The organism is Pseudoalteromonas sp. NZS127 (genome assembly GCF_015864805.1).
GTDB lineage: Bacteria > Pseudomonadota > Gammaproteobacteria > Enterobacterales > Alteromonadaceae > Pseudoalteromonas > Pseudoalteromonas nigrifaciens.
The window spans coordinates 198,481-222,395 of the sequence record NZ_JADYWN010000004.1; the positions used below are offsets into that span (position 1 = coordinate 198,481).

Annotated in this window: 20 protein-coding genes and 1 other RNA gene; 14 read left to right on the forward strand and 7 right to left on the reverse strand. The window is 40.9% G+C overall.

Annotated features, from left to right (window positions below):
• Nucleotide 1 precedes the first annotated feature (1 nt).
• From I6E78_RS05855 to I6E78_RS05875, 5 genes are all read left to right on the forward strand, one after another.
• Nucleotides 2-520 carry an OmpH family outer membrane protein gene (locus I6E78_RS05855; protein ID WP_041454497.1) on the forward strand — a complete coding sequence of 173 codons (519 nt, stop codon included), beginning with the start codon at nucleotides 2-4 and terminating at the stop codon, nucleotides 518-520.
• Between the two features lie 7 nt (nucleotides 521-527).
• Entirely contained in the window at nucleotides 528-1,550 is a 1,023-nt protein-coding gene (lpxD, locus tag I6E78_RS05860) for a UDP-3-O-(3-hydroxymyristoyl)glucosamine N-acyltransferase (protein WP_197182141.1), read from the forward strand.
• Between the two features lie 27 nt (nucleotides 1,551-1,577).
• Entirely contained in the window at nucleotides 1,578-2,030 is a 453-nt protein-coding gene (gene fabZ, locus I6E78_RS05865) for a 3-hydroxyacyl-ACP dehydratase FabZ (protein ID WP_011328683.1), read from the forward strand.
• A 2-nt stretch (nucleotides 2,031-2,032) separates the two neighbouring features.
• Complete coding sequence (lpxA, locus tag I6E78_RS05870) at nucleotides 2,033-2,803, forward strand: acyl-ACP--UDP-N-acetylglucosamine O-acyltransferase (protein WP_011328682.1); 771 nt, start codon at nucleotides 2,033-2,035, stop codon at nucleotides 2,801-2,803.
• 152 nt (nucleotides 2,804-2,955) lie between these two features.
• The gene (locus tag I6E78_RS05875) at nucleotides 2,956-3,345 is read left to right on the forward strand and encodes a septal ring lytic transglycosylase RlpA family protein (protein WP_089368555.1); all 390 of its coding nucleotides are present in this window, start codon (nucleotides 2,956-2,958) and stop codon (nucleotides 3,343-3,345) included.
• Here I6E78_RS05875 and cydC read toward each other — a convergent pair.
• The 5 genes from cydC to I6E78_RS05900 are packed head-to-tail and all read right to left on the reverse strand — an operon-like array spanning nucleotide 3,342 to nucleotide 9,735.
• The gene (gene cydC, locus I6E78_RS05880) at nucleotides 3,342-5,081 is read right to left on the reverse strand and encodes a thiol reductant ABC exporter subunit CydC (protein ID WP_197182142.1); all 1,740 of its coding nucleotides are present in this window, start codon (nucleotides 5,079-5,081) and stop codon (nucleotides 3,342-3,344) included. The genes I6E78_RS05875 and cydC overlap by 4 nt on opposite strands.
• Nucleotides 5,074-6,849, reverse strand: a complete 1,776-nt coding sequence (gene cydD, locus I6E78_RS05885) for a thiol reductant ABC exporter subunit CydD (protein WP_197182143.1) — start codon at nucleotides 6,847-6,849, stop codon at nucleotides 5,074-5,076. The genes cydC and cydD overlap by 8 nt, the downstream gene beginning before the upstream one ends.
• Nucleotides 6,839-7,003 carry a cytochrome bd-I oxidase subunit CydX gene (gene cydX / locus I6E78_RS05890; protein WP_011328678.1) on the reverse strand — a complete coding sequence of 55 codons (165 nt, stop codon included), beginning with the start codon at nucleotides 7,001-7,003 and terminating at the stop codon, nucleotides 6,839-6,841. The genes cydD and cydX overlap by 11 nt, the downstream gene beginning before the upstream one ends.
• Nucleotides 7,004-7,015: 12 nt before the next feature.
• The gene (cydB, locus tag I6E78_RS05895; protein ID WP_011328677.1) at nucleotides 7,016-8,155 is read right to left on the reverse strand and encodes a cytochrome d ubiquinol oxidase subunit II; all 1,140 of its coding nucleotides are present in this window, start codon (nucleotides 8,153-8,155) and stop codon (nucleotides 7,016-7,018) included.
• The gene (locus tag I6E78_RS05900) at nucleotides 8,152-9,735 is read right to left on the reverse strand and encodes a cytochrome ubiquinol oxidase subunit I (RefSeq protein ID WP_011328676.1); all 1,584 of its coding nucleotides are present in this window, start codon (nucleotides 9,733-9,735) and stop codon (nucleotides 8,152-8,154) included. The genes cydB and I6E78_RS05900 overlap by 4 nt, the downstream gene beginning before the upstream one ends.
• A gap of 335 nt (nucleotides 9,736-10,070) precedes the next feature.
• Between I6E78_RS05900 and lpxB the strand changes: the two genes are divergently transcribed.
• The 6 genes from lpxB to I6E78_RS05930 all read left to right on the forward strand — a co-directional run bounded on the left by lpxB (nucleotide 10,071) and on the right by I6E78_RS05930 (nucleotide 18,352).
• Entirely contained in the window at nucleotides 10,071-11,228 is a 1,158-nt protein-coding gene (gene lpxB / locus I6E78_RS05905; RefSeq protein ID WP_011328675.1) for a lipid-A-disaccharide synthase, read from the forward strand.
• On the forward strand, nucleotides 11,218-11,820 hold the full coding sequence (gene rnhB / locus I6E78_RS05910; protein WP_197182144.1) for a ribonuclease HII: 603 nt from the start codon (nucleotides 11,218-11,220) through the stop codon (nucleotides 11,818-11,820). Before lpxB ends, rnhB begins: the two co-directional genes overlap by 11 nt.
• A gap of 2 nt (nucleotides 11,821-11,822) precedes the next feature.
• Nucleotides 11,823-15,314 (forward strand): DNA polymerase III subunit alpha, encoded by a 3,492-nt coding sequence (gene dnaE / locus I6E78_RS05915; protein WP_197182145.1) that lies wholly within the window; start codon nucleotides 11,823-11,825, stop codon nucleotides 15,312-15,314.
• A gap of 16 nt (nucleotides 15,315-15,330) precedes the next feature.
• Nucleotides 15,331-16,290, forward strand: a complete 960-nt coding sequence (gene accA / locus I6E78_RS05920) for an acetyl-CoA carboxylase carboxyl transferase subunit alpha (RefSeq protein ID WP_011328672.1) — start codon at nucleotides 15,331-15,333, stop codon at nucleotides 16,288-16,290.
• A 404-nt stretch (nucleotides 16,291-16,694) separates the two neighbouring features.
• Nucleotides 16,695-18,002 carry a tRNA lysidine(34) synthetase TilS gene (gene tilS / locus I6E78_RS05925; protein WP_197182146.1) on the forward strand — a complete coding sequence of 436 codons (1,308 nt, stop codon included), beginning with the start codon at nucleotides 16,695-16,697 and terminating at the stop codon, nucleotides 18,000-18,002.
• A complete protein-coding gene (locus I6E78_RS05930) occupies nucleotides 18,002-18,352 on the forward strand; it encodes a hypothetical protein (RefSeq protein ID WP_182677449.1) in 351 nt (116 codons plus the stop codon). Before tilS ends, I6E78_RS05930 begins: the two co-directional genes overlap by 1 nt.
• An 88-nt stretch (nucleotides 18,353-18,440) precedes the next feature.
• Here I6E78_RS05930 and I6E78_RS05935 read toward each other — a convergent pair whose 3' ends face one another.
• Complete coding sequence (locus tag I6E78_RS05935; protein WP_197182147.1) at nucleotides 18,441-19,337, reverse strand: GGDEF domain-containing protein; 897 nt, start codon at nucleotides 19,335-19,337, stop codon at nucleotides 18,441-18,443.
• A gap of 129 nt (nucleotides 19,338-19,466) precedes the next feature.
• Between I6E78_RS05935 and I6E78_RS05940 the strand changes: the two genes are divergently transcribed.
• Complete coding sequence (locus I6E78_RS05940) at nucleotides 19,467-21,440, forward strand: cation:proton antiporter domain-containing protein (RefSeq protein WP_011328668.1); 1,974 nt, start codon at nucleotides 19,467-19,469, stop codon at nucleotides 21,438-21,440.
• Nucleotides 21,441-21,478: 38 nt separating this feature from the next.
• Here the strand turns inward: I6E78_RS05940 and I6E78_RS05945 are convergent, their stop codons facing one another.
• Nucleotides 21,479-22,624 (reverse strand): patatin-like phospholipase family protein, encoded by a 1,146-nt coding sequence (locus I6E78_RS05945; protein ID WP_011328667.1) that lies wholly within the window; start codon nucleotides 22,622-22,624, stop codon nucleotides 21,479-21,481.
• Between the two features lie 172 nt (nucleotides 22,625-22,796).
• Here I6E78_RS05945 and I6E78_RS05950 point away from each other — a divergent pair, with 172 nt between their 5' ends.
• Nucleotides 22,797-23,666, forward strand: a complete 870-nt coding sequence (locus I6E78_RS05950) for a DUF3014 domain-containing protein (RefSeq protein WP_086999367.1) — start codon at nucleotides 22,797-22,799, stop codon at nucleotides 23,664-23,666.
• Between the two features lie 138 nt (nucleotides 23,667-23,804).
• Nucleotides 23,805-23,901, forward strand: an RNA gene (gene ffs / locus I6E78_RS05955) — signal recognition particle sRNA small type.
• Nucleotides 23,902-23,915 lie beyond the last annotated feature (14 nt).

Genomic DNA, 23,915 nt, shown 5'->3' on the forward strand with positions numbered 1-23,915 from the left:
TGTGAATAAATTATTTAAATCAACGGCAGTAGCTGTTTTAGCAACACTTATGATGGGCACCTCGGTAAGTGCATTTGCACATAAAGTAGGTATTGTAGACATGCAAGAAATCTACAAGCAAATACCACAAATGGCTAAAATTGAGCAATCTCTACAAACTGAGTTTGCAGAGCGCCGTCAAGAGTTAGAAAAGCTACAAGGCGATATTCGCTTTGAAGCTGAAAAGTTCAAGCGTGAAAGTACCACTATGAGCCAAGCGCAAAAAGATAAACTGCGTGACAAAATTCAGGGTATGCAAAAAAACCTTGCTGAAGTAGGTCGTCCTCTTGAGCAAGAAATTAAAGCACGCCAAAACCAAGAGCTTGCAAAAGTGCAGGGTTTAATTATCAAAACAATTGAAGACATTGCTAAAGATGGCGACTTTGATGAAGTTAAAGTTAAAGATACAACTATTTACTTTAACCCTAAAAAAGTAACTGATCTTTCTAATAAAGTAGTTGCTGCAGTGAGTAAGAAATAATTAAGTTATGCAAAATTATACGCTTTCGCAAATAGCGGAACTTCTAAGCGCCGAGCTGCAAGGTGATGGCGCTTTAGAAATAACAAAAATAGCAACACTTGCACATGCCCGCTCAGGGCATATTGCATTTTTAGCGAATAAGAAATATCGCTCGCAACTTGAAGCGACTCAAGCCAGTGCTGTCATTGTTAGTGAAGCAGATGCTCCTTACTTTAACGGCAATAAACTAATAGTTTCAAATCCGTATGTAAGTTACGCCAAGCTTGCGCAATTAATGGATACGACGCCACGCTCTGCCGCAACAGGCATTCATCCAAGCGCGGTTGTTCACCCAAATGCGACAGTAAGTAAAAGTGCCGCTATTGGCGCTAATACGGTAATTGAAAGCAATGCGATAATTAACGATAACGTACAAATTGGTCCGAACAGTTTTATTGGTGAAGGTGTTAAAATAGGCTCAGGCACTAAGCTTTGGTCGAATGTAACTATTTATCATAATGTTGAAATTGGCTCAGATTGTTTGTTGCAAGCCAATAGCGTTATAGGTAGTGATGGTTTTGGTTATGCTAATGAGCGTGGGCAATGGATTAAAATTCCTCAGCTTGGCTCTGTTATTATTGGTGATAAAGTTGAAATTGGCGCAAGTACTACAATTGATCGTGGTGCACTTGACGATACTATTATCCATAGTAATGTAATTATTGATAACCAATGCCAAATAGCACATAACGTTGAAGTTAACTCAGGCACAGCTATTGCTGGTTGTACTGTACTTGCTGGTAGCGTCACCATAGGTAAAAACTGCCAAATTGGCGGCATGACAGCAATTAATGGTCACATGAGCGTCTGTGATGGTGTTATAATTACGGGTATGAGTATGGTGACAAAATCAATCACCGAGCCAGGTATCTATTCATCTGGTATACCTCATACTACAAACAAAGAATGGCGTAAATCAATCGCTCACTTGCGTAACCTTTCTGAAATGAAAAGGCGTATTAAAGCACTTGAGCAATTAAATAAGCCATAAACGTTGAACACTAATGAGGATGCTATTTTGGCAAACGAATTAAATAGCCTTGATATTCAAGAAATTTTAAGTTTATTACCGCATCGCTACCCGATGTTATTAGTTGATAGAGTAATTGACTTTACACCTGGCAAATCTTTGCATGCTATTAAAAATGTGACTATAAACGAACCCATTTTTACCGGGCATTTCCCAAATCAGCCAATTTTTCCGGGTGTATTAATATTAGAAGCCATGGCTCAAGCAACTGGGTTACTTGGCTTTAAAACGGTTGAAAACCGTAGCGAAAATGAATTGTATTTGTTTGCAGCTGTAGATAATGCACGTTTTAAAAAACCAGTACTTCCTGGTGATACTATGCATTTACATGTTGAGTTTTTAAAAGAACGTCGTAATTTATGGAAGTTTGCAGCAGAAGCAAAAGTCGATGGCAAGCTAGTATGTAGCGCCGAAATTATGTGTGCGAGAAGAGAGTTTTAATTGTGATTCATCCAACGGCAATAATCGAACCAGGCGCGACACTAGGCAGCAATGTTTCAGTGGGACCATATAGTTATATTGGCAATGATGTTGTCATTGGTGATAACTGTATTATTGAGTCTCATGTTGTAGTTAAAGGCCCATCAACTATCGGTTCTGGAAATCATATTTTTCAGTTTGCGTCGGTTGGTGAAGCATGCCAAGACAAAAAGTACAACAACGAACCAACATCGCTCACTATTGGTGACAATAATATTATTCGTGAATGCGTTACAATTCACCGTGGCACAATTCAAGATCAGGGCGTAACCATTATAGGTAGTAATAACCTGTTTATGGCCTATACCCATGTTGCTCATGATGCAGTGATTGGCGATAATGTTATATTTGCTAATAACGCCAGTGTAGCAGGGCATGTACATATTGGTGACTGGGTTATTCTTGCGGGCAACTCAGGTATACATCAGTTTTGTAAGGTAGGCGCACATGCATTTGTAGGCATGTATTCAGCTATTAATAAAGATGTACCACCATTTGTTACCACTATAGGTATACCTGCAGGTCCAGTTGCAATTAATACTGAGGGCATGAAACGCCGTGGTTTTCAAAGCGATGAGATAATGGCTGTACGCCGTGCTTATAAAGTATTTTATCGTAAAAGCCTAGGTGTAGATGAAGCAATTGAGTCACTTAGCGAAGATGCGCAAAAGTATCCAGCAGTACAGTTAATGATAGATTTTGTTAAAAGCTCAGAGCGCGGTATCGTACGATAAACGCTTTTAGCTTATATAAAAAACCACCTAAGAGTAATCGATGGTGGTTTTTTATTGCTTATTATTTATAATTATTAGTGAGTAATTCAGGATCAGCTCAGGCAAGCAGCTGTAGGCTAGTTGCTAATTATATCAATTACATAAGCTATTAAATGATACTTAAAAAACTCACTGTTACTTTTATTGCTATTATCCTTGCAGGTTGTAGTAGTCAACCACTTGTAAAATCAAGCTCAGGGGAGCTGACACAGCTTGGCAAAGCATCATTTTATGCCGATAAATACCAAGGAAGAACCACCGCAAATGGCGAACGCTTTGATCAGCAAGCAGCAACGGCAGCACACCTTAAGTTGGCCTTTGGTACTAAAGTGAAAGTAACAAACCTAGCAAATAATAAGTCGGTAATAGTGAGAATTAACGACCGAGGTCCTTATATACGCGGGCGTATTATAGATTTATCAAGCAGTATGTTTAAAAAGATAGCCGACCCTAAAGTCGGCGTTATTGATGTACAAGTTACCGTAATAGATAAAGCGAATTAAAAACGGATAGTAAGTGACGTGTAAGCAGGATCGCTAAGTAATTGCTGATGGGTGCCTTGTGCTATTACGCGCCCATCCTCTAACCAAATAATATTATCCATATGCTCAAGCAGGGCTGGATCATGGGTAATAGTAAGTACACTGGCGTTACTCATAACTTGCATAATGGCATGCATTACACTTTGTTTAGATTGATTATCTAGCCCTTCTGTTGGCTCATCAAGCACTAAAATAGCGGGTTTTTGCAATAAAGCCTGCGCAATCGCAATCCGCCTCGACTGACCTTGTGACACATTACGCCCGCCGGTACCTAAGCGAGTATTTAACCCCGATTTTAACTCAGTAAACCACGGGCTAAGTTGTGCATGCGCTAGTGCATCTAGCATTTGCGCTTTAGTTGCATTAGACGCTGCATAGCATAGGTTTTCTTTTAAAGTGCCATCAAAAATATGATGCTGTTGAGCCAAAATATTAATTAACCTTGCTCGGTTATCATTACTTAATAAATGCAAATCAACGCAGTTGCCTTGCTCACTCAAGGTAATATTGCCTTGTTGCAGTGGCCATAAACCGGTGAGTAAGTTAACTAAGGTGGTTTTACCGCTGCCGCTTCTACCAACAATGGCCACTTTTTGCTGCGGCTTTAGCTCAAAACTCACGTCATTTAATGCTGGGTGTTTATCGTAACAATAACTAATGTTCTTAAGTGTTAGTGAGGGATTTTGCAAAGCCAAATTATTATTTATAGCGGCATCATATTGCGTATTAGCATTTGCGGCTTTATCTGCAAGCGTAAATAAACGTTCAGCTGCTTTTAACACATTTGGTAATTCAATAAACGCATTTGGCAGGAGTAACACACTCTCAAAGCTGGCGAGCACAAATAGGCTTAGCATTGCCAGCTCAACATTAACCATGGCATTACTGTAAACCAGGGGCGCTATGGTCACAATACTTGCGATCATGGCCAGTTGTACAACTAATAAGCTTAAACCATCGGTATTAGCCAGCGCCTTGTGGCGAATAAACAGTTGCTGATTATACTGCTCGCTTAAATCATCGCACTTAGCAATTTGCTGCTCCCGAGCTTGGTAAATACTTAGTTCTCTAAGGCCGGATAAAGTGTCGGAAAGCTCAGAGCGCAGCTGTGCACTTAACTGTGTTTCTTTGTGGCTGTTTTTATTTAATTTAGCGCTAAGAAAAGCGGGTAAAACGACGCCAATCAGAACAATGCCAGTAAAACAAATAAGTGCGACATCGGCGTTGTATGCCGACATAAACAGCATAATAATAGGCACGCTTAATAGCGCAACTAACATAGGTAATAATACGTTTAAGTAAAACTTATCTAGCGCGTCTACATCGTTTTGGAGCCGATTAACTAAATCGGCGCTGCGGCTCATTGCTAAGTCAACATTATTGAGTTTACTGAGGGTAGAGAACACACTAACGCGAATTTCACTTAGCATTAAAAACGTAGCATTGTGAGTTACTAAGCGTTCCCCATACCGTGATGCGGTGCGTACAATCGCTAAAAAGCGAATAGTACCCGCTGGAGTAAAGTAATTCATTTGTGTACCGGCAATACCGGCTGCCGCCATTGAGGCTAAAAACCAGCCCGATATAGCCAGTAACCCCACATTAGCAAGTACTGTAATTGTGGCTAAAAAGGTACCCAACAACATAGCTTTGTAGTGAGGACGGCACAGTTTTAGTAAGCGAATAAAATTATGCATGAACTGCTCCTTGCTGTGCTGTTTGCAGTAAAGTGGCAAACTCACCATCTTCAGCCGCTAAGCTATTAAAGCAACCTTGCTGAGCTATTTTGCCATTGTGCATTACAATAAGTTGCTCAGCATTTTTGACTGTATTGAGCCGATGGGCAATAACTAGCACTAAATTATTTTTTGCATAATCAGCTATAGCATGTTGAATAACTTGTTCGGTTTCGCTATCAAGGTGCGCAGTAGGTTCGTCAAGTACCAATATAGGTGCTTGTTTTATAAAAGCACGCGCAAGGGCAATGCGTTGCTTTTGACCACCAGAAAGTCCCTCACCTTGCTCGCCAATTAAAGTATTAAAACCATCAGGCAGTGCCTTTATAAAGCCCAAAGCGCCTGCTTGCTTTGCTGCATGCTCAAGCTCTTGTTGCGTTGCATTAGGCTTTGCTAATTTAATATTGGCAGCAATAGTGTCGTAAAATAACGTGGCTGATTGCGGTATCCACGCAATGTGGCTTTGTAATTGCCCAATATGTGCAGTACTTAAAATTTGCTGATTAATACTTATATGCTTAATGACCTCGGGGTGAAACCCCAATAAACAATCAAACAGGGTACTTTTACCCGAGCCACTGGCACCAACAACGGCAATTAACCCTTTGTTGGGTAGAGATAAGTTTATATTTTTTATTCCTTCGTCACTATTTGGGTAGGTAAAGCTAAGGTTATTAACTGTAATTGAGCTAATAGTAGCGCTAATTTTGTCAGTAGTATGTTCGCTTTGTTGCTCAGGCAATGGGGCATTTAAAATTATTAGCATGTCGGCGGCGGCACTTATACCTTGCAAGCGCGCATGATAGTGGCTGCCTAATTGACGCAGCGGCAAATAAAATTCAGGCGCTAACAGTAAAACCACAAAACCAGTGGCAAAATCAAGTGTGCCAAAAAACAATCTAAAACCAATAATAACCGCCACTAAGGCCACACTAATGGTTGCTAAAAACTCCAATGCAAATGATGATAAAAAAGCAATTTTTAATACGCTAAGTGTTGCGTGTCTAAAGTCATCAGATATTTTAGCAATTTGTTTTAGCTCTAAGCGAGTGGCGTTAAATAGTTTAAGTTGGGTAAGCCCTTGTACGCGATCAAAAAAGTAATTCCCTAATACCGCCAGTTGTTGCCAACGTTGTTGATTAAGCGCTTCGGCTTTTGAGCCAACTAAAATCATAAAAAAAGGAATAAGCGGCGCAGTTAATAAAAATATTAGCCCAGCTTTGTAATCTGTCGGAAAAATAACGATTAATATAGCCAGCGGAATAAGCGCACTGTAGGCAACGCCAGGTAGGTACTTAGCATAATAATCGTGTAGCGCTTCTACACCATTGTGCAATGTATTGAGGGTAGCACCTTGGCCATGTTGCTCTACATAGCTTGGCCCAAGCAGGCTGAGCTTATTAAGTAGGGTTTGGCGTATTGCCGACTTTATTTTAAGTGCAGCATAAGCGCTAAAGCGTTCGCTTAGTGTTAAAAATACCGCGCGCAGTAAAATAATACCGGCCAAAGGCCATAATAAGTAGGTGATTTCAGCCAAACTATACTGTTCAAAAATTACATTATGAATAGCTTGAGCAAGTAAATAAGCACCTGCAATCATGAGTAATGCGTTAACAGTACCCAGTGCAATGCTTAGCTTTAATAGCATTGCAGCGGGTTTACTTTGACGCTTTAAAAAAGCGCGCAAAGACTGCTGTTGCGCGCGATCAGGGCGGGTGTTAGTCGTCATTTTTAGTTGTGTTAGTCTCTTTTAATAAATCATGCATTACTTGCTCGTCATCAGCAATACTGTCTTTATTTTGCTGAAACTCATACCACATTACATTTATTACACCTAAGGTACAGGCTAAAAGTACACCTAAAATCCAAGCGAAATACCACATAGTTTAGTCTCCTTAGTAGCTACCGTGAGGGTTGTTTTCTATTTCTTCTACCGTAACGCGGCGCCACATTTTTACGTAACACCAGGTGGTGTAAGATAAAATAATTGGCACAAAAATAACTACGGCAACAAACATAACGTTAAGCGTCATATGGCTCGACACCGCATCCCAAATAGTTAAACTAATATTTGGGTTATTACTCGATGGCATAATAAAGGGGAACAGTGATACGCCTGCCGTCATAATAATGCCTATTAACATTAAGCTAGTTGAAGCAAGCCCTAATGCGGGTTTATTTAATTTAGAGAACAACAATGCACTGAGTGCCATTGCAAACGCTAAAATAGGGAAGGTCATAGTCCAAGGGCGCTCACTGTAATTAGTTAGCCAAGCACCTTGCGCAGTTGTAACTACTTTTGCCAGTGGGTCGGCATGGCTTTGTGTATCCGGCATAGATACAATTTGATAACCCGTTAAATTAGCAACCCAAAAACCAGCTGCTGCAAATAGCACAATAAATAGAATAAGTGCATAACGACCATATTGCCCTGAGCGCTCTGCAACTAAGCTCGCAGTACGCAATTGTAGCCACATACCTGCATGAGCTATTAACATAGTAATACTAATTACACCTACTAACAGTGCAAAAGGGTTAAGTAGTGCAAAAAACGAACCTTGGTAACTTACTCGTAAAAAATTATCAATGCTAAAAGGCACACCTAAAAAGAGGTTACCAAAGGCCACACCAAATACTAATGCAGGAATGGCACTGCCAGCAAATAGGCCCCAGTCCCAGTTATTACGCCAGCGTTTTGAATCTACTTTACTGCGGTAATCAAACCCAAGTGGTCTAAAAAATAATGCAAACAATACCAGCATCATTGCAAAATAAAAGCCCGAAAAAGCCGCGGCATATACCATAGGCCACGCGGCAAATAGTGCACCACCGGCGGTAATAAACCATACTTGGTTGCCATCCCAATGCGGGCCAATAGTATTAATAACGGTGCGGCGCTCTGAATCAGTTTTACCCACTAGGCGCAGCAGCATAGCAACGCCCATATCCATGCCGTCGGTAATTGCAAAGCCAATTAGCAGTATGCCTATGATCAACCACCACAGCATTTTTAATGTTTCATAATCAAAAATCATGATTGCTCTCCTCTACCTTCAGTGGTGTTATTAGGTAGTTCAAAGTGATACTTACCGGTATGTAGTGAGCTTGGGCCTTGCTTAATAAAGCGTAGCATTAACCAACCTTCAACAATGGCTAAGCCGGTATAAAATACAATAAACCCAGTTAAGCTAATTAAAATATCGTTTACCGTTAGCGTAGAAGTTGCTAAAAAGGTTGGTAATATTTCAGAAATAGCCCAAGGCTGGCGACCATATTCAGCCACAATCCAACCAAATTCAATGGCTATCCACGGCAGTGGAATACTTAAAACAGTAGCCCATAATAGCCAACGTTTTTGCTCAATAACTCGCTGCGCGTTATAGTAAAAAGCAAGAATAAACACACCCAGCATTAATACGCCACAGCCAACCATAATACGAAAAGACCAAAACATTGGGCCCACTTTAGGAAAAGAGTCTTTAACTGCTTTTTGAATTTGCTCTTCTGTGGCATCTACTACATCAGATGTATAACGCTTTAGTAATAGGCCGTAGCCTAAATCGTCTTTTAGGGTGTTAAATTTAGCGACGTTTTCAGGCGTGTCATCACCAGCGCGCAGTTTTACTAGGTATTCGTACGCAATCATACCGTTACGAATTCGCACTTCGTGTTGTTTTTCTAGATCGTTAATACCGGTCACTTGCTCATCGAGCGAGCGAGTTGCAATAAGCCCTAATGCATACGGGATTTTTACAGCGCCGTGAGTTACCTGCTTTTCTGAATCTGGGAAACCTATAAGTGTAAACGCTGCTGGAGCTTCTTCGGTATGCCATTCTGCTTCAATGGTGGCCAGTTTTACTTTTTGCACTTCGCCTACTTCATAACCCGATTCATCGCCGAGCAAAATAACACAAAAAATAGAGGCTAAACCAAAGCCAGAGGCGACTGAAAACGAGCGTTTAGCAAAGGCTAAGTCGCGTCCTTTTAAAATATAATAACCACTAATACCGAGCACAAACATAGATGCAGCAACATAACCTGCAGATACGGTATGAATAAATTTAACCTGTGCTACAGGGTTAAATACCAGCTCTGCAAAGCTGGTCATTTCCATGCGCATGGTTTGGTAATTAAACTCGGCACCTACTGGGTTTTGCATCCAGCCGTTGGCAATTAAAATCCATAACGCCGACATGTTAGTACCAATTGCCATTAAAAAGGTAGCACCTAAGTGCTGGCGTTTAGAGAGTCTATCCCAACCTAAAAAGAACATACCCACAAAGGTCGATTCTAAAAAGAATGCCATTAACCCTTCAATTGCTAGGGGAGCCCCAAAAACATCACCTACGTAATGGGAATAATAAGACCAGTTGGTACCAAACTCAAACTCCATGGTAAGACCCGTAGCCACACCAATTGCAAAGTTAATACCAAACAATTTCCCCCAAAACTTAGTCATATCGCGATAAATTTCACGACCGGTCATAACATAAACCGATTCCATAATAACTAAGATCCAAGTCATACCTATAGTTAAAGGTACAAATAAGAAGTGAAAGAGGGCGGTAACAGCGAACTGCAATCGCGATAGATCCACAAAGGTTTCATCTATCATGTTTAGCTCCTAAATATGTGATGTAGTTACAGCACAAAGCAATAATTTGACGGGTGCGTTGGTTTTATAAGGTTTCAGTAATTACTGAAAGTTGCGTTAGTATTTACTTTTGACCATTTGAAGTCAATATTTATATTAGTAAAACTCAATATAAGCGGTTAGTGCTTAATCAGTATCAAAAGCATACAGTACCTGGGCTATTTTTAGCAAATTTAAGCACTTAGTTTTAAGCATTTAATCCAATACGAAAACGCGGTAAACTAGGTTCAATTAACGCCCAGAGCCTGTTAACCCATAAAGGCAAACAGGCCCTAGTTTACGTGTGAAAAAATCAAATGAATAAAGATCAAAAACAACTACGAATTGGTATTGTGGCAGGTGAACTGTCGGGCGATATTTTAGGTGAAGGCTTAATTAAAGCACTTAAAAAGCATTTTCCCGATGCGATTTTTGAAGGTATAGCGGGCCCTAAAATGCAGGCGCAAGGCTGTAACACGCTTTACGACATGGATGAATTGTCGGTAATGGGGTTGGTTGAAGTATTAGGGCGCCTACCGCGCTTGCTTAAAATACGTAAACAATTGGTGCAACATTTTATTGATAACCCACCCGATGTATTTATTGGCATAGATGCGCCCGATTTTAACTTGCGCGTAGAAAAACCCCTTAAAGACGCCGGAATTAAAACAGTACAATACGTAAGCCCCTCGGTTTGGGCATGGCGAGAAAAGCGCATTCATACCATAAGTGCTGCTACTAACTTAGTGCTTGCATTATTACCGTTTGAAAAAGAATTTTACGATAAGCACCAAGTACCTTGTACATTTGTAGGGCACACATTAGCAGACGATATAGCGCTTGAGCACGACGATAGCAAAGCCCGCAAAGAGCTAGGTTTAAGCCCAGATGATAAAGTACTTGCCCTGCTACCTGGTAGTCGTGGCTCAGAAGTAGGCTTATTAAGCGAAACCTATATTAAAACAGCCGTGCAGTTACAAGCGCAAAACCCAGCACTTAAAATTGTGGTGCCATTGGTTAACGCCAAACGCAAAGCGCAGTTTACTGAAATTTTAAATGCTACTGCGCCAACGCTTAAAATTAGTTTGCTGGATGGACAATCAAAACAAGCTATGCAAGCAGCCGATGCTATTTTATTAGCGTCGGGTACTGCCACGCTTGAGGGCATGCTGTATAAAAAGCCCATGGTAGTGGGTTATAAAATTAAACCACTGAGCTATTGGATTTTTAAAACCTTATTTACCTTTAATATAAAGTATTTTTCATTGCCGAATTTATTGGCCGATGAAGAACTCGTACCCGAGTTTTTGCAAAGTGAGTGCAATGTAGCTAATTTAACGCAAGCACTTACGCCTATGCTAAATACCGATAACCAAGCATTAAAAGCACGCTTTTTAGCGATCCACAAAAAAATTAGGTTAAATGCCAGCGAACAAGCAGCCAATGCTGTAGCGGAGTTAATAAATGCAAATTGAACGACCCAATGTAGCCCTTATTGCCGGTGTTGACGAAGTAGGGCGTGGCCCCCTTGTTGGCGACGTAGTTACTGCTGCCGTTATTTTAGATCCCTCAAAGCCTATTGCAGGTTTAGCAGATTCAAAAAAATTAACGGATAAAAAACGCCAAGCGCTTGCCATTGAAATTCAAGAAAAAGCATTGTGTTACGCGTATGGTCGTTGCAGCCCAACAGAGATTGATGAGCTAAATATTCTGCACGCCACTATGCTTGCCATGACTCGCGCAGTAGAGGGGCTAAGCACGCAACCTGAATTTGTATTTATAGATGGCAACCGCCTACCTAAGTTAACCATGCCAGCGCAAGCAATAGTAAAAGGCGACAGCTTAGTAGCCGAAATTTCAGCCGCTTCTATTTTAGCTAAAGTAGCGCGCGACAACGAAATGGTAGAGCTAGATAAACGCCACCCAGAATATGGTTTTGCAGGGCATAAAGGCTATCCAACCAAAGCGCATTTTTCAGCACTTGAGCAATATGGCGCAATAAAGGAGCATCGTAAAAGCTTTAAACCAGTGCAACGTGTATTAGCGCAAGCCAAGGGTGAGGCGTAAACATGGCAGCTCCAGATTTTGTTCACTTAAGAGTTCACTCTGATTTTTCGATGGTTGATGGCCTTGCCAAAACCAAGCCAATTGTAGCCAAAGCACAAGAACTACAAATGCCGGCAATTGCTATTACCGACCAAATGAACTTATGTGGCTTAGTGCGCTTTTACGAAACAGCCCACAGCACAGGTATAAAACCTATAGTGGGTGCTGACTTTTGGCTACGCAGCCCTGAGTTTGAAAACGAGCCAAGCCGCATTACTATTTTAGCAAAAGACAATCAAGGTTATAAAAACCTCACTTTATTAATATCTAAAGCATATCAGCGCGGGCATGTATTTCATCGCCCGGTGATTGATCGTGATTGGCTAATAGAACTTAAAGCCGGGTTAATAATACTCTCTGGTGCAAAAGACGGTGATTTAGGTAAAGCGTTATTAAAAAATAATCCGAGTGTTATTGAATCGGTTGTTAGTTTTTATAAACAGCATTTTAGTGATAACTACTACCTTGAGCTGGTTCGAACTAATCGACCGCTTGAAGAAGATTACTTGCACATGGCGGTAGAGCTTGCTGCTAAAGAGCAATTACCCGTTGTGGCCACTAACGAAGTGGTGTTTTTAAAACCAGAAAACTTTGAAGCACACGAAATTCGCGTGGCTATTTTTGATGGTTATACACTGGATGATAAACGCCGCCCTAAACGATTTTCAGAAGAGCAATACTTAAAAACGCCAGAGCAAATGGCTGAGTTATTTAGCGACATTCCAGAGGCATTACAAAACACCATAGAAATAGCCAAACGCTGTAATGTAACGGTGCAGCTTGGCACTTACTTTTTGCCAGATTATCCGACCGGCTCACTTAAAATTGAAGACTTTTTAGTTAAGGTGTCACAAGACGGTCTTGAAGAGCGATTGCAGTTTTTATTTCCTGATGAACAAGAGCGTAAAGAAAAACGCGTTGAATACGATGAGCGTCTAGATATAGAGCTTGGTGTAATTAACGAAATGGGATTCCCAGGTTATTTCTTAATCGTAATGGAATTTATTCAGTGGAGCAAAGATAACAATATTCCAGTTGGCCCTGGGCGTGGGTCAGGTGCAGGATCACTGGTAGCCTACGCGCTTAAAATTACCGACCTTGATCCATTGGAATTTGACTTGCTGTTTGAGCGGTTTTTGAACCCAGAACGTATTTCAATGCCCGATTTCGACGTCGATTTTTGTATGGATAGGCGCGATGAGGTGATTGATCATGTATCGGCCTTGTATGGGCGTAACGCGGTATCGCAAATTATTACCTTTGGAACCATGGCGGCAAAAGCGGTAATACGCGATGTTGGCCGAGTATTAGGTCACCCGTACGGTTTTGTTGATCGTATTTCAAAAATGATCCCAGGCGATCCTGGGATGACACTTGCCAAGGCATTTGATATAGAGCCACGCTTGCAAGAAGCCTACGATGGCGACAATGAAGTAAAAGATTTAATCGACATGTGTCGTATTCTCGAAGGGTGTACACGTAACGCCGGTAAACATGCGGGTGGGGTAGTAATATCGCCCACCACAATTACCGACTTTGCTGCTCTTTATTGCGATGACGAAGGTAAGTTTCCGGTTACTCAGTTTGATAAAAACGATGTAGAAACTGCCGGTTTAGTTAAGTTTGACTTTTTAGGCTTACGAACGCTGACTATATTGCAGTGGGCGCTCGACATGACCAACGAGCGCTTAGCGCGCACCGGTAAAGAACCAGTAGATATTAATACTATTCCGTTGGATGATAAAAAGAGTATTGACTTACTACTGCGCGCCGAAACGACTGCGGTGTTTCAGCTAGAATCAAGGGGCATGAAAGACTTAGTAAGGCGCTTAAAGCCCGACAGCTTTGAAGATATGATTGCTTTAGTAGCCTTGTTTCGACCCGGTCCGCTGCAATCGGGCATGGTAGATAACTTTATCGACCGAAAATTAGGTCGCGAAGAAATCTCATACCCCGATGCGCAGTATCAGCACGAAAGCTTAAAACCTATTTTAGAGCCAACCTACGGCATTATTTTGTATCAAGAACAAGTAATGCAAATAGCCCAAGTATTAGCAGGCTATACACTAGGCGGCGCCGATATGCTGCGCCGTGCTATGGGTAAGAAAAAGCCCGAAGAAATGGCAAAACAGCGTTCAACATTTGAAGATGGTGCGCGAAATAACGGCATTGACGGCGAACTAGCAATTAAGATCTTCGATCTGGTAGAAAAGTTCGCAGGTTATGGTTTTAATAAATCGCACTCCGCTGCGTATGCATTAGTGTCGTATCAAACACTGTGGATGAAAACCCATCATCCAGCAGAGTTTATGGCTGCGGTAATGTCGGCCGATATGGATAATACCGACAAAATAGTTATTTTGGTGGATGAATGTGAAAACATGAAACTCACCTTGCTCCCGCCTGATGTGAATGCAGGCGAGTTCAAATTTACAGTAAACCTGCAAGGCGAAATTGTTTACGGTATTGGCGCTATTAAAGGAGTAGGTGAAGCACCTGTAGATGCAATTTTAGAAGCACGCGCTAAGGGCGGACCATTTAAAGATTTATTTGATTTTTGTGCCCGTGTTGATTTAAAACGCTTAAATAAACGTGTAACCGAAAAACTTATTTATTCAGGGGCACTTGATCAGCTAGGCCCTGAAAAAACTCAATCAGGGCGCGCCACGTTATTGGCAAGCTTAAAAAGTGCCATGCGCGCCGCCGATCAGCACAATAAAGCAGAGTTATTAGGGCAAAGTGATTTATTTGGCTTATTAGCCACTGAACCCGATGAAGTAGAGCAAGCCTTTATTAAAGCCACAGGACTCACCGATAACGAATGGCTCGATGGCGAAAAAGAAACCCTTGGTCTTTATTTAACCGGTCATCCAATAAATCAATATCGCCGCGAGCTAAAATATTATACCAGTGGTAAATTGGTCGATTTACAGCCTACTAATCGCGATGTAGTATCTACAGCTGCAGGGCTTGTAATTTCGGCCAGAGTGCTTATTAATAAAAAAGGAAATAGGTGGGCATTAATAACTTTAGATGACAAGAGCGCCCGCATTGATGTACGCTTATATTCAGATGAGTTTGAAAAATACCAAGATATGCTCCAAGTTAATAATATTTTGGTGATATCTGGACAGGTCAGCTTTGATAACTTCTCTGGTGGTATTACAATGACCGCCAGAGAAATAAACACCATTGCTCAAGCGCGTGAAAAACGTATTAAAGCGATTAAAATGACGCTGAACATGGTGCAAGTCGAGGCAGGTTTCTTCGATAAATTACAAAAAGTACTCGAACCATATAAAATGGGAACGTGTCCGATCAAGGTTTATTACCAACGCCCAGATGCATTGGCGCAATTAACCCTAGGGATCGAATGGTGTGTTACGCCAAGTGACGACTTAATTCATAAGTTATCGCTAATGGCAGCGCAAGATGTAGAACTAGAATTTAACTAATTAGGTAGTTTAGAGCATGAGCCTCAATTATCTTGATTTTGAGCTTCCGATTGCAGAATTAGAAGTGAAAATTGAAGAATTACAAAATGTAAGCCGCGCTGGCGAATTAGACCTTGAATTAGAAGAGGAAGTCAGCAAGCTAAAAGAGAAAAGCGACCGATTAAAAGAGAAAATATTCTCTGAACTTGGCGCTTGGCAAGTATCACAGCTGGCACGTCATCCGTTGCGTCCTTATACTCGAGATTATATCGAGCGTATTTTTACGGAGTTTGACGAGTTTGCAGGTGATCGTACTTTTGCTAATGATCCGGCAATTTTAGGTGGTATAGCGCGTTTAGATGGCGAACCAGTAATGGTTATTGGCCAACAAAAAGGCCGTGGTACCGCTGAAAAAATTAAACGTAACTTTGGTATGCCAAAGCCTGAAGGATACCGTAAAGCATTGCGCTTAATGGAAATGGCTGAGCGTTTTAAAATGCCAATTATGACCTTTATCGACACCCCTGGAGCTTATCCTGGTGTGGGTGCTGAAGAGCGTGGCCAGTCAGAAGCTATCGCCCGTAACCTTAAAGTAATGGCCTCTTTAAAAGTGCCAACTATTTGTACGGTTATTGGTGAAGGTGGATCGGGTGGTGCGTTAGCAATTGGTGTTGGCGATCGTGTTAACATGTTGCAATACAGTACTTACTCAGTAATTTCTCCTGAAGGGTGTGCGTCTATTTTATGGAAAAGCGCCGATAAAGCCCCACTTGCTGCTGAAGCTATGGGTGTAACTGCTAAGCGAGTTAAAGAGTTAGACCTAATTAACAACTTAGTAGATGAGCCATTAGGTGGAGCGCACCGTAATTATGATGCTATGGCACGTAATTTAAAAGTGCGATTAAAGCGTGACTTAGCCGACCTACAAGCACTTTCGCTTGAAGAGATGCTTGATCAGCGCTACAAACGCTTAATGTCGTTTGGTTATTGCTCTTAAATTCTTTTAATAATTAGCAATAAATATTTAAAAAAGCCGCTTATGCGGTTTTTTTGTTTTAAAATGGCTAAAATCAAGTACCTAAAACTTAGGGTCTGTTTATCTTTCAAGGTTAAATTTACAGCAGTGTGTTTGGTATTTAGGCAAGGCAGAGCCTATGTGGTGTGGTTATTCCCCATAAATAGGCGATAACGTAGGATCAATGCCAAACATGCGCTGCCCGAAGGGTTCTACCTAGGGGCGATTGACTCTTTGTTGCTCGGTTTTTACTTAGCCCACTAGGTTACAAACCTCGCGCCGTGATTAAATCGCCCCTAGTTTGAATAAATTTTAATCCGCAAAGGTCAACAGACCCTAGTATTTTAAAATTATTGGCTAAATTATCTGGAGCTCAGGTTAAATTAATGCACACATCGCTTATTTATCAACAAGTAAAACAATCATTGGGTCAATATATTGAGCAAGGTCATAGGGTGTTTACTGTGGCACTTTCTGGTGGCGTTGATTCTGTGGTGTTACTGCATTTAATGCATGCTTTACGAGTGCAGGATCCTGCACTGCAAGTTTCTGCTATTTATATACACCATGGTTTGAGCCAGTATGCCGACGACTGGCAGGTTTTTTGTCAAACCCTGTGCAATGAGCTAAATGTGCCATTTCAAACGGCTAAAGTAAATATAGAGCAGCAGTCACGCACGAGCCTAGAGGCGCAAGCGCGCGATGCTCGTTACCAAGCATTAGATGAGCTAAGTCCACATGGCAGCATTATTTTACTTGGGCAACATTTAAACGACCAAATAGAAACCTTTTTACTGCGCTTAAAACGTGGCTCGGGTTTAAAAGGTTTAGGTGCAATGCAGCGCGAGCGCACTTTAACCAGCGGGCGATTATGTTTCAGGCCGCTGTTAGCGGTAAAACGCAGTGATATAGAAGCCTTTGCGGCGCAATATGCACTTAACCATGTTACCGATGATTCTAATACTGATGAGCGCTTTGAGCGTAACTTTATGCGCCAGCAAGTTGTGCCAATATTAGCAGCGCGCTTTAATGGTTTTGAACAATGTACCGCTCGCAGTATTAGTTTACTGCAGCAGCAACACGCTTTACTCAACGAATATACTCACATTGATTTAACGCAATGCGTTAATTCTCAGCAGGCGTTAAATATAAGTGCTATTGCCAAATTTACTCCTATTAGAACAGCCAATGTAGTACGTGCATGGCTAGAGCTATTTACTCATGTATTACCATCGCAAAAGCAGCTGGAGCAAATAATTAATCAGGCTATTGCAGCTAAAAGCGATGCACAAATGCTTATTGAGCTTAGTGATGGACAAATACGCCGCCATCAAGGGCATTTATATTTTGTTGTACCAAGAACGCAAATATTAAACAACATACTAATTACTCGCAGTGAGCTAAAGCTTGCCGATGGTCGCTTACTAAAAAAACACAGTGGCGTAGGAGTCAGAGCGCCAACTGCAGATGAGCAAGTAAGCGTGCGTTTTAATTGTAATAGTGCGCGCATCAAACCTTTAAAAAAACCAGGAAGTAATACGCTCAAGCATTGGTTTAAAGATGCAAAAGTGGCTCCTTGGCTGCGTGCTAATGTGCCGTTAATTTTTTATAATGATGACCTAGTACAAGTGGTAGGCTATTTTATAAGTGCTAACCATAGTGATGAAAACGGTATTTATTGGGAGTGTAAATAATGAGTAAGGAGCCGCATGTAGGCTTATCGTTAGTAAATAAAGCACCACAAGGTATGCTAATTACAGCGGTTATTGCTGTGCTTGCTAATTATTTTTTAACGCTTGATGTAGTGACATTAGGCTGCGCTATAGCGGGTGGAATAGTGTGCGCTAGTATTTTACTGGCTTATTGGTTAGGTAAAGGTGGGCTGTTTTTTATTTTAGGAGTGAGTGTACCGCTGTTGTTAGTGTTATTTACGCCACTTGCTAGTATTGCTGCATTACTTAATTTACTCAGTGGTTTCTTTTTTGGTTTTTGCATTGCGTTGGTTATGTATAAATTTTTATCGGCAAAGTTGCTCCCTAAGTAGGTAGACTTATTAAAACTACTTAGGCAGCAATAAAAAGCCTAGCGGGGGAAGCTAGGCTTTTTATTTACAACAATATTAACCGCTGTACTTAATATGCTTTGGCGCAATTTCGTCCCGCTGCTTTGGCTTTATATAAACCCTTATCGGCTCGCGAAAAAACATCGTTTTCGGTGTCTTGGCTACTCGCTAAAGTAAAGCCAATACTGGTAGTAACTAAGTACTGCGCCATTATTTTTGAGTTTTTAACGCGTTGCATAATGCGCTCAGCTATTACTTTATTAGTAGTAAACTCAGGATCTTCAATGAGTATTGCAAATTCATCGCCACCAAATCTAAATACAGAGTCAGTGCCTCGAATAGAGCTATTAAGTACTAAGGCAAATTCTTTAAGTACATCGTCACCTACTTTATGACCAAAATTATCGTTTACTTGCTTAAAACTGTCTAAATCAAGCAACATTAAACTAAATGGGCGCTGGTAACGGCGGCAGTTTTCAAGCTTTTGCAGTAAGGTGTCATTAAATTGACTTCTATTGCTTAGCCCAGTTAATGCATCTTTTGTGGCAAGTTTTAATACCCGGTTATACATTATCGCATTACGTAAAGGGTAGAGCAGCGCACTATGAAAATATTGTAGTTTTTTTTCTATGGCCACACTCAGTGGGTATTTACTAAAGTATATTAATTGCCCTAAATTACTGTTCTCTACATTTAAATCAAAGGTATAAGAAAGCGTATCAATATCGCAATCAGGCGTTTGCACTGTACCTAGCGCAGACTTGAACTGTATACCTGAAAAATTTAGCAGTTGTTTTGCAAATTTTGCATAAATAGCTAATATATCTTCGAGTATTAAACTGGTTTGTAATTTTGCAGCTAGCTCTTGCGTTGCTGCCGGTTCATTTTTACGATAATGCTCAGCCGAAAACGGCAAAAACTCTCCGCGTCCAGCAATACGTTGTGTCAATATATGCACATTTTCCATTGATTTATTTCCCCCGAGTATATGATCTTATAATACTAAGCGAATTTTATGCCACATTTAAAAACTGGCCGATAAATTGGTGATTGCTATAGTTAAGCATGGCTGTTTTTATAAGTAACGAGGTAATATTTGCAAAATATTAATACTCAAATTTTTACTTTATTAGTCGCTGCTGTCTTATTTGTATGGATTTTTAAGCGCGTAGGGCTACCTCCTATATTGGCTTATTTAGCAACAGGGGTTTTAGCGGGTAGTCACAGTGTTGGCTGGATGACGCAAACTCACGAAATGGATTTAGTAGCTGAACTAGGTATAGTATTTTTATTATTTAGTTTGGGGCTCGAGTTTTCTATTTCGCGCCTAATGGCAATGCGCAATATAGTATTTGGCTTAGGATCATTGCAGGTTGTAGTAACCAGCACAGTGCTTATTGTGATTTTATATTGCTTAAACTTTAGTTTGCTCACCAGTTTTACAATTGGCGTTATTATGATGCTGTCCTCAACTGCTGTGGTTGTTAAGCTATTAAAAGAAAACGGAGAGTTAAATAAACGCCGTGGGCAGCTCGCCATTGGAGTGCTTTTATTGCAAGACATTGCGGTTGTGCCTTTACTGATTATTTTACCTTTATTAGCCGCTACCGGATCGCAAAGTATTAGCTGGGCGTTAGCAGTAGCACTCACGAAAGGGGCGTTTGTTTGTTTACTACTTTGGGCTATAGGTAAATGGATTTTGCCTAAAGTATTTAATGAAATTGCGTTAGTACGTACCGACGAGCTATTTATGCTTACCACTTTGCTGGTGGCTTTATTTGCTGCCTTACTCACCTACTCATTTGGTTTATCTATGGCACTGGGCGCTTTTTTAGCAGGCATGATGCTAGGAGAAAGCCATTATCGGCATCAGCTTGAGGCAGATATTAGGCCATTTAGAGATATTTTAATGGGGTTGTTTTTTGTCACTGTCGGCATGCAGCTCAATGTAATGTATGTGCTTAATAATAGCTTACTTATTATTGGCGCATTAGTTGGGTTATTAGTATTAAAAATAGCGGTAATGGCAATAAGTGCTCAGCTAATGGGCGAGCGAAAACAAGACGCGCTAGCATGTGCATTTATGCTATGGCAAATGGGGGAGTTTGGTTTTGTACTTATAGCGCTAGGCGCTCAGCATCAGTTACTAACTAATCAGCAAGTATCGTTTTTAATTGCTTTAGGGGTGCTTTCTATGGCGCTTACGCCCTTTTTAATTGATAAAACACCTTTTATTTTAAAGCGTATTGGCGTGCTAGATCGTGCAAGCCAAGCGTGGGAAAGTGAACCTAAAAGCAGCACACTGTATAGTGATCATGTCATTATTTGTGGCTTTTCACGGGTGGGGCAAACGGTTGCACGTTTTTTAAAACCAGAAGCCATTGATTATATAGCAATAGAAAGTAATCCAATTTTAGTTCAAGAAGGTAAAGCGGCTGGTGAGCCTATATTATTTGGCCATGTTAAACAAAAAGATATTTTAAAATGTGCGGGAGTAGAGCGAGCACGTTTAGTCATTATTACCTTTACTGAGTTTGAGCAAACGCAAATAGTAATAGATGCAATCAAGCAAGTTGCCCCAGAGGTAAAAATACTAATAAGAACCAAAGACGACAGTCAGCTGGAGCGTTTAAAAGAACTGGGGGTTACCGAAGTTGTGCCAGAAACCCTTGAAGCTAGCTTAATGTTGGTTTCGCATGTTTTGTCTATGTCAGGGGTACCAATGAGCCGTATTATTCGCCGTGTTAGCACCGAAAGGCATAACCGTTATCAATTATTGCAACGCTTTTTTACCGGTGAGTACCTTGATGTAGACGAAGGCGCGCATGAACGCCTTGAATACTTGCATGTAATAGCGCTACCCGATAAAGCTTTTGCGGTTAATAAAAGTATTGCGGCGCTTAATTTAGCAAAACGAAAAGTGTCTATAAAAGCACTGCGCCGACAAAATAATGAAATAGAGAACCCATCAGAACACACTATATTACTAGCCAACGATATTTTAATACTGCAAGGTAAACCAAGGCGCGTAGAGCGAGTAGAGCATTATTTATTTGATGGTATTGAGTAAGTTACTTAGATGATGCAGGGCGAGCATGCATCAGCGCCCTAATCTAGCTCTAAAAACTTACGTATTTCAGGCAGCTTTTTCATGCCATCCTCATAACCAATTTGTATTAAATGTTGGGTATAACGTTTTTCAAATAATAAATAGCTGGTTAAACTCGATTGCGAATGTTTTTTAACCCCTATGATCCTAAGCAACACTTTAATTGCCCATGGCATATCGTCGTAGTACTGCGCGGCAATAGCATTAAAGTTTTGTGATGGGTTGATCACGCAAGTTTCTATGCGCTTAAGTTCTTGGTGTTTATCGCGAGCTGGCAGCAAGCCTAAGGTGCGGTTAATTCGCTCTAGCCGTTCTAAGTCAGATTGCATAGTGTCGGTAAACACGCTGTCGAGTAAATGCCCTGCAACCGAAGACAGCCCAGGGTAATGAGCTGAGTAACCCACAGGATGTAACTCTTTAGGCTGCTCAACACCAATAATGAATATTTTTTCAGCGCCTAAATGTATTGATGGGCTTAGAGGCGATAACTGATGTATAGAGCCATCACCAAAGTAATGGTTATAAATATTTACACTAGGAAACACCATAGGAATGGCGCTCGAAGCCATTAAATGCTCAACATTAATACGCGTAGCGCGGCCCTCACGTTTAGCGCGTTGCCATGGTAGGCGTGTATTAGATTGATAAAACGCCACCGAATCACCAGTAGTATAACTAGAGGCGGTAATCGAAAGCGCTTCTAAGTAATTGTGATGTAAATTGCGTTCAATGCGATGTAAATCTAATATTTCGTTTAATAATTTACGCAGTGGCCGATTGTTTAATAAACTCGCAGGCGGATGATTTATATGTTCTGACTGAAAACTGGTTAAAATATTACGAGTAATATGACCAAATACACTTAAAAAATCACTTTTATACACCATAGAAGTAGAAAAGTTCTTCCATACAGACTCGAGCTTTCTAACTGCTAAGTGCGCGCAGGAGGCATAGCAAGCTAGCGCCGCAGAGTTTATAGCCCCAGCAGATGTACCATTTATTACTCTAAATGGCAGAGGCGCTGTTCTAGGCATGCTATGAGCTAATGCTTTAAGTACGCCTACTTGATAAGCAGCGCGTGCGCCACCCCCTGTTAATAGAAGGGCAACTTTGGGTTTGTTAGGATCAACTTGCTTGATTTTCATATAAGGGACTAAACTGTTCTACGTCTTTACTTTATTTATTTACTTTAAGTCTTTAAGCTAGAAGAATCAAAGGATACCTTAGCTGCTTTTAATATTATTTACTGTAAGCTATGAATTAAACTCATTTAGAATACTCTAAGTGATATTGCATTTTAATTTTAATGGAGTTCGTATGTCAGATAAACCATCAGCGTCAGATGTTCAAAAACGTCCACCTAATAACAATCTACTTTTTGCCATTATTATTTTAGTGGTACTCGTATGCGCCGCTGCATTTGTATTGCTTAAGCCAAGCAACGAGGCAGAAGTGCTTACTGAGGTTGAGCCAGCACCAGTAGAGCAGCCTATGATGGAGTTAAAGCCAGAGAATGATCCTGTTTTAGATGTTCCATCAGTATTGCCAGATAAACCACAAGATTATGAAATGCCAGCGCAGCGTGATGCCGAGCCAGCAGCCGTGCAATTACCACCACTTGATGAAAGTGATGCAGTCGTTGTGGCAAAAATGGATGAATACTTAAGTGATTCGGTAATGGAGCTAATGATTACCGATGATGTTATTCGCCGTGGTGTCGTGTTTGTTGATAATTTAGCAAAGGGCAAAGTTGCTACAAAACATACACCAGTAATAAAGCCAGAAGAAAAATTTAGTGTCACAGAAGGTGATATTTTAACTATCGATCCTAATAGTTATGAACGTTACACCCCGTATGTAAAAATATTTACTAGCATGAGCGCCGCCCAAGCCGTGCGTTTATTTGAAGAATATAAACCGCTTATTAATAATGCCTATACAGAAATTGGTTACGGCGATAATGAGTTTACGCAAACGCTTGAAGATGCAATCGACTTATTACTCGATACACCAGAGCCAGAAGGTAACTTACCATTACTGCGCGATTCGGTAACCTACCAATATGCATTTGCAGAGTGGGAGCAATTACCCGCTGCACAAAAACAGCTTTTACGTATGGGCCCAGAGAACATGAAAAAAGTAAAAGCGGCACTGCGAAATATTAAAGCGCAGTTAGAGAGCAAATAGTAAACATAAAACAGTTTAAAAGGCCGCGATTGTATATGAAGTATGCAATCGCACTTTCTTTTTCGATTATCCCTTGAATAACGTAGCAAAAGTAGAGATAATCCTTCCCGCGCCAACCAAGGCCCTCAATGGTAGTCTTATTGGTCCTCTCGCAACACTAGCAGGCGAACCTGGTCAGGCCCGGAAGGGAGCAGCCACAGTTTGTGACGTGTGTGCCGAGATGTGGCTGGTAAGACTGCCACCCAAATT

Coding starts and splice junctions, on each gene's coding strand:
- lpxB (WP_011328675.1), top strand. CDS start 10,071: ATGAATAAAGATCAAAAACAACTACGAATTGGTATTGTGGCAGGTGAA.
- I6E78_RS05930 (WP_182677449.1), top strand. CDS start 18,002: ATGAGTAAGGAGCCGCATGTAGGCTTATCGTTAGTAAATAAAGCACCA.
- I6E78_RS05945 (WP_011328667.1), bottom strand. CDS start 22,624: ATGAAAATCAAGCAAGTTGATCCTAACAAACCCAAAGTTGCCCTTCTA.
- cydD (WP_197182143.1), bottom strand. CDS start 6,849: ATGACGACTAACACCCGCCCTGATCGCGCGCAACAGCAGTCTTTGCGC.
- tilS (WP_197182146.1), top strand. CDS start 16,695: ATGCACACATCGCTTATTTATCAACAAGTAAAACAATCATTGGGTCAA.
- cydB (WP_011328677.1), bottom strand. CDS start 8,155: ATGATTTTTGATTATGAAACATTAAAAATGCTGTGGTGGTTGATCATA.
- cydC (WP_197182142.1), bottom strand. CDS start 5,081: ATGCATAATTTTATTCGCTTACTAAAACTGTGCCGTCCTCACTACAAA.
- I6E78_RS05950 (WP_086999367.1), top strand. CDS start 22,797: ATGTCAGATAAACCATCAGCGTCAGATGTTCAAAAACGTCCACCTAAT.
- I6E78_RS05900 (WP_011328676.1), bottom strand. CDS start 9,735: ATGATAGATGAAACCTTTGTGGATCTATCGCGATTGCAGTTCGCTGTT.
- I6E78_RS05935 (WP_197182147.1), bottom strand. CDS start 19,337: ATGGAAAATGTGCATATATTGACACAACGTATTGCTGGACGCGGAGAG.
- dnaE (WP_197182145.1), top strand. CDS start 11,823: ATGGCAGCTCCAGATTTTGTTCACTTAAGAGTTCACTCTGATTTTTCG.
- accA (WP_011328672.1), top strand. CDS start 15,331: ATGAGCCTCAATTATCTTGATTTTGAGCTTCCGATTGCAGAATTAGAA.
- rnhB (WP_197182144.1), top strand. CDS start 11,218: ATGCAAATTGAACGACCCAATGTAGCCCTTATTGCCGGTGTTGACGAA.
- cydX (WP_011328678.1), bottom strand. CDS start 7,003: ATGTGGTATTTCGCTTGGATTTTAGGTGTACTTTTAGCCTGTACCTTA.
- I6E78_RS05875 (WP_089368555.1), top strand. CDS start 2,956: ATGATACTTAAAAAACTCACTGTTACTTTTATTGCTATTATCCTTGCA.
- lpxD (WP_197182141.1), top strand. CDS start 528: ATGCAAAATTATACGCTTTCGCAAATAGCGGAACTTCTAAGCGCCGAG.